At 57.5% G+C, this 4,895-nt stretch carries 3 protein-coding genes and 2 pseudogenes; 4 read left to right on the plus strand and 1 reads right to left on the minus strand.

Annotation, left to right across the window (positions count from 1 at the left end):
* A pseudogene (locus K309_RS38735) lies at nt 1–206 on the minus strand (IS110 family transposase); the annotation flags it as partial.
* Nucleotides 207–1,635: 1,429 nt separating this feature from the next.
* Between K309_RS38735 and K309_RS0133945 the strand changes: the two are divergent.
* From K309_RS0133945 to K309_RS41235, 4 genes and pseudogenes are all read left to right on the plus strand, one after another.
* Nucleotides 1,636–3,201, plus strand: coding sequence for a recombinase family protein (locus K309_RS0133945; RefSeq protein ID WP_029050354.1), 1,566 nt, complete (start codon nt 1,636–1,638; stop codon nt 3,199–3,201).
* Nucleotides 3,198–4,100, plus strand: a complete 903-nt coding sequence (locus tag K309_RS0133950; protein WP_029050355.1) for a plasmid partitioning protein RepB C-terminal domain-containing protein — start codon at nt 3,198–3,200, stop codon at nt 4,098–4,100. The genes K309_RS0133945 and K309_RS0133950 overlap by 4 nt, the downstream gene beginning before the upstream one ends.
* Nucleotides 4,097–4,579 (plus strand): annotated as a pseudogene (locus K309_RS38740) (ParB/RepB/Spo0J family partition protein); the annotation flags it as partial. The gene K309_RS0133950 and the pseudogene K309_RS38740, both read left to right, overlap by 4 nt.
* Nucleotides 4,580–4,664: 85 nt before the next feature.
* The coding region (locus K309_RS41235) for a transposase (RefSeq protein ID WP_156914543.1) at nt 4,665–4,895 on the plus strand (231 nt) is incomplete at its 3' end.

Raw genomic sequence — 4,895 nt, forward strand, 5'->3', positions numbered from 1 at the left:
AGGCCATATCCGCATGGGCCCGCCTCGTAGACGATGCGGATCCGGCGCGCTTTAGACTGCAGGCGCTTGCACAGGCGATCGATATCGGCCTTCGAGGTACCGATCCTGCCAAGCAGTTCGACCTCGCCCGCGCCGAGTGCGTAAGCGACCGTGATCGAGTCCTTATGGACGTCCAAGCCGACATACAGCGTGCTATCGTGTTCCATGCTGGCCTCCGCGCTGGAAATCGCCTGGGTGTGGCACTGTCCACACCGTGCGGCTCTGGCAGTCATGCTAACCCGCGTTTGATTCCTCGCGGCAGGCCAGCCTTTTGCCCCACCCTAGGGGAGTCATACTGACTAATTCCGGTTCCCTCCTACACAAAAATGCGGACAGGTCCCCAAAAACTATGTTGTAGCCGGACTTAGTAAGCAAAAAAAGCCCACTTTCCGCGGGCTCTCTTCGCCATCTGTGTCACCGATTTTTCACTAACGTGGCACAGGGTTCGCCATGTCGTCCCGACAGCAGCCGCACGGAGCTTCCATTCCTCAAACCACTATCTTCTAAGGTGCACGTCAGTCGCGGCAATTCCGATATTTCAGTCTCACAATAAGGCTCGTAGTCGCACGAATTCCGGTTTCCTACAGTTAATACATGTCGAGTGTCACAATTCCCGAAAACTCCCACTATGATTCAAAAGCGTTTTTTCAGTAATTTAGACATGGGGTCGCACGCCTTTTGCCGCGATTACTGAAATAACTCGGCGTACGTGCCAAGAAAAGTGAAAAATCTCGACAGGGCTTGGGCGTCGAAAATATCCTTTAAAAATCAAATAGTTGTGAGGTGGCCTGCTGCCGGCCTTCTACTCTTTGCCCTCCAATTAGAGCGGCTCCGGACCCGTGGCAAAATCGAACGCGCCGGGCACTGTTTGGTTGATGTATGTGCATACAGGATTCGCAATCTGTAGTGGCTCGCGCCCGATGGAAGTGTGCTCGGCTGATGTGCGAGCCTTCTATTTCTGGCTGAGTGCCGTGAACGCTACATTTATTTCCTGGCCCCGCGCAGCGACCTTGCTCGGAGCCCGCGATGAATCTGATTCGGCGACGGTGCGCAGCATGCGGCACCCTATTTCTCCCCCGACCACAAATTCCTGGTCAGCGCTTTTGCTCTGCTGCCGATTGCCAGCGCCAACGCCGACGCCGGTGGCAACAGCAGCACTTGCGCACTGACGACGACTATCGCGATAACCAGGCGCGCGCCACCTCAGCATGGAGCCAACGTCACAGGGGTTATTGGCGGCAGTATCGCGAAACCCACCCGGCTTATACGGCGCGCAACCGAAATCTGCAGCGTGAAAGGAATCAGAGGCGGCGGACGATTGCAAAGATGGACGCGTCAGCTCCGAAAACGCCTCTGCCTACAGGCACTTACGTGCTTCAGCGCGCGTCCGAAGACGGGATTGCAAAGATGGACGTCTGGACGGTGCGAATCGTAATGCTGCCGCCGCCGCGCGCACCTTCAAGAGCTGATTGCAAAGAGATGATGTGAGGCACAGCCTGCATCCACCTGCTACCGTGATTTCGTGCGCTGCCCCGGAGCGCAGAACGGCGCTCCCTAACGTGGGAGAGCAGCTTCTCACATTGGCCGGTGACCACTATGGCAATCGATCAGAACACCTGCGCTACGCCGATCGCGTCTTCCACGCTTCGGGCCGTCGAGTATGTGCGCATGTCGACTGAGCATCAGCAGTACTCGACCCAGAACCAACGCGACAAGATCCGCGAGTACGCTACATCACGGGGAATTGAAGTTGTCCGGACCTATGCCGACGAGGGCAAGAGTGGGTTACGAATCGACGGGCGGGAGGCATTGCAAAGCCTCATTCGCGATGTGACCGGCGATCACGCGGATTTCCAGGCGATTCTGGTCTACGACGTTAGCCGCTGGGGACGCTTCCAGGATGCCGACGAGAGCGCGTACTACGAGTACATCTGCCGGCGTGCAGGCATCCAGGTCATCTACTGTGCCGAACAGTTCGACAACGATGGCTCCCCTGTCTCGACGATCGTTAAGGGCGTCAAGCGTGCCATGGCCGGCGAATACAGCCGCGAGCTCTCCGCGAAGGTCTTTGCTGGCCAGTGCCGGCTGATCGAACTGGGGTTCCGGCAAGGCGGCCTCGCCGGCTATGGATTGCGCCGCGTGCTGGTCGATGAGCATGGTCTCATGAAGGCCGAACTCTACCGCGGCCAGCGCAAGAGCCTACAGACCGACCGTGTTGTCCTGATGCCCGGCCCGGAGAGCGAGGTGCGTATCGTCAATCTGATCTACAACTGGTTCATCGACGAGTCCCTGAACGAGTTCGAAATTGCCGCGCGACTGAACAGCATGAATGTGCGCACGGACTTGGACCGGGACTGGACTCGCGCAACTGTCAGGGAGGTGCTCACCAACGAGAAGTACATCGGCAACAATGTCTACAACCGTGTGTCCTACAAGCTCAAGCGTGCCCGCATTGTGAATGCCCCCGAGATATGGGTTCGCAAGAATGGGGCTTTCGAGCCGATCGTGGCACCGGACGTCTTCTATACCGCTCAAGGCGTCATTCGTGCCCGTGCGCGCCGCTATAGCAGCGAAGAGCTGATCGAGCGGTTGCGAAACCTGTATCGGAATCGAGGATTTCTGTCCGGCCTCATTATCGACGAGACCGAGGGTATGCCATCTTCCGCTGTGTACATGTATCGGTTTGGCAGCTTGATACGTGCCTACCAGGCTGTAGGCTTTACGCCGGATCGGGACTACCGGTATCTGGAGATCAACCGATTCCTGCGGCAACTTCATCCGAAGATCGTCACACAAGCGGAGCAAGCCATTGCCGACCTTGGTGGCACAGTCCTCCGAGACCCGGCGACGGATATCCTGGACGTCAACCAAGAGTTCACCGTATCGATTGTTCTGTCGCGCTGCCAGCCGAGAGGTAACGGCGGGTACCACTGGAAGGTCCGATTCGATACTAGCCTCCTGCCGGACATCACGGTCGCCATCCGGCTGAACAAAGCAAACGACGCACCTTTGGACTACTACCTGCTCCCGCGCCTCGACTTTGCCCGCCCCGGCATCCGCCTCGCTGAGCGCAATGCCATTGAGTACGAGAGTTATCGCTTCGATACGCTGGACTACCTGTATCACATGGCCGAGCGCGCAAGATTGAGAAGGACAGCATGAACACACGGACCCAACCCGGGGAGATCCGGATGATTCCGATCGACCGTATCGACGTGATCAATCCACGTGAGCGGAACGGAAAGGTTTTTGACGAGATCGTCGGAAATATCAAGGCCATCGGCCTCAAGAAGCCAATCACCGTCACGCCGAGGGCCAGCGCGGACGGTGGTGAGAAGTTTCTTCTCGTCTGCGGCGAAGGGAGGCTCAAGGCGTTTCGGTCGCTGGGCGAAACGACGATTCCGGCAATGGTGGTCCACGTCAGCGACGAAGATGCCTTCATCATGAGCCTCGCCGAGAACATCGCGCGACGCCAATGTCGTCCGCTGGAGCTACTAGCCGGCATTCGTCAGTTGCGCGATAGCGGGTACACGCCAAAGCAAATCGCAGAGAAGACCGGCTTGACCACTGCGTATGTACAGGGCGTCCTAACGTTGCTCCAGCATGGAGAGGAGCGTTTGCTGATCGCTGTTGAGAAGGGCACGATTCCACTAACAGCTGCTCTCGCGATTGTAGGGGCTGGCGACGATGACAAGGCGATCCAGGCTGCGCTGCAGGAAGCATATGAGTCGGGAAAATTGCGCGGCAAGCAACTGATCAACGCGAGACGGATCATCGAGCGGCGACAGACTTTGGGGAGATCTGCATCTCGCTATATGACCGGCAGGCAAGCCGACGTGACCACTTCAAGCCTGGTGCGCACCTATGAGGGAGAGGTAGAGCGCCAGAAGGCAATGGTCCGCAAGGCGGAGTTCACGCAACAACGGTTGCTGTTCGTCATTGGAGCTATGCGGCAACTATTTGCCGACGAGAATTTCGTGAACCTTCTTCGGGCCGAATCCTTAGCGACGCTTCCGAAATATCTTGCTGAGCGCGTGTGGCCAGTAGGGAATTCGCCATGACAAGCGTTACTCTGGGCTTTGTGCCTGAGCCCCTTGCTGTCCCACTGACGTGCATTCTCCCGTCCCGCAGGACTCCCGCGAGCATCACGAGCACTCGCAAGTTCAAGCAGATTCGTTCCTCTATCGAAGAAGTGGGCTTGATCGAGCCACTTTCCGTGACGGCGGTCGACCAGCAGTCGGGAAACCATACCTTGCTGGATGGGCATATCCGCCTGTTGGCGCTACACGACCTAGGGCATGAAGAGGCTGCCTGCCTGGTTGCCACTGACGACGAGGCATACACGTACAACAACCGCATCAACCGTCTATCGACCATCCAGGAACACGTCATGATCCGGCGTGCCATTGAGCGGGGCCTCTCGCCGGAACGTCTCGCGAAGGCACTTTCCGTCGACATCACCCAGATCATGAAGAAGATGAACCTGCTGGAAGGCATTTGCCCAGAGGCTGTCGACCTGCTGCGAGATAGGCAGTTCTCTCGTAAGCGACCGAGAAACAGCGTCCTAGTTTTATAGGGTGAGTCTTGGCAGGCTTGCGTCCGCAAACACTTTGCGGACGCAAACCATGATCACTGACGATGTTGATGTTGACTGCTTTCCACTGCGAGTAGTGCGTGTCCGGCGCAATGGGAAACGCGATTACGATCCGGTTGCCAAGCGGCGTTTGATTGAGCTGTGTGTTCGGCCTGGCGCATCAGTGGCAGGCATGGCGCTCAAGGCTCAAGTCAATGCCAATCAACTGCGCAAATGGATTCGGCTGGATCGCGAATCGAAGGCGGTAGAACACGGTTCGCTG

It is taken from the genome of Cupriavidus phytohabitans (assembly GCF_000426345.1).
GTDB lineage: Bacteria > Pseudomonadota > Gammaproteobacteria > Burkholderiales > Burkholderiaceae > Cupriavidus.